This is a genomic window from Burkholderia sp. SIMBA_062 (genome assembly GCF_046534765.1).
Taxonomy (GTDB): Bacteria; Pseudomonadota; Gammaproteobacteria; order Burkholderiales; family Burkholderiaceae; genus Burkholderia; species Burkholderia ambifaria.
In genome coordinates this window covers 1-271 of record NZ_JAWRYD010000269.1, presented here as the reverse complement: position 1 = coordinate 271, position 271 = coordinate 1, and the positions used below count along the sequence as shown (strand labels likewise).

Here is a 271-nt window from a genome sequence, read left to right as displayed (position 1 = left end):
AGCGCCTGCGGGTTGACCTGCTTGAGGTCGTAGATCAGCTGCGCCAGGTCTTCGATCGAGTAGATATCGTGGTGCGGCGGCGGCGAGATCAGGGTCACGCCCGGTACCGCATAACGCAGCTTGGCGATCAGGCCGTTGACCTTGCCGCCCGGCAGCTGGCCGCCTTCACCCGGCTTGGCGCCCTGGGCAACCTTGATCTGCAGCACTTCGGCGTTGACCAGGTATTCCGGGGTCACACCAAAGCGGCCAGTGGCCACCTGCTTGATCTTGG

1 protein-coding gene is annotated in these 271 nt (G+C 64.2%); it reads right to left on the bottom strand.

Features of this window, described 5'->3' with window-relative positions:
- Window positions 1–271: glutamate synthase-related protein (locus SB786_RS36315; RefSeq protein ID WP_410731589.1), on the bottom strand; the 271-nt coding region annotated here is incomplete at both ends.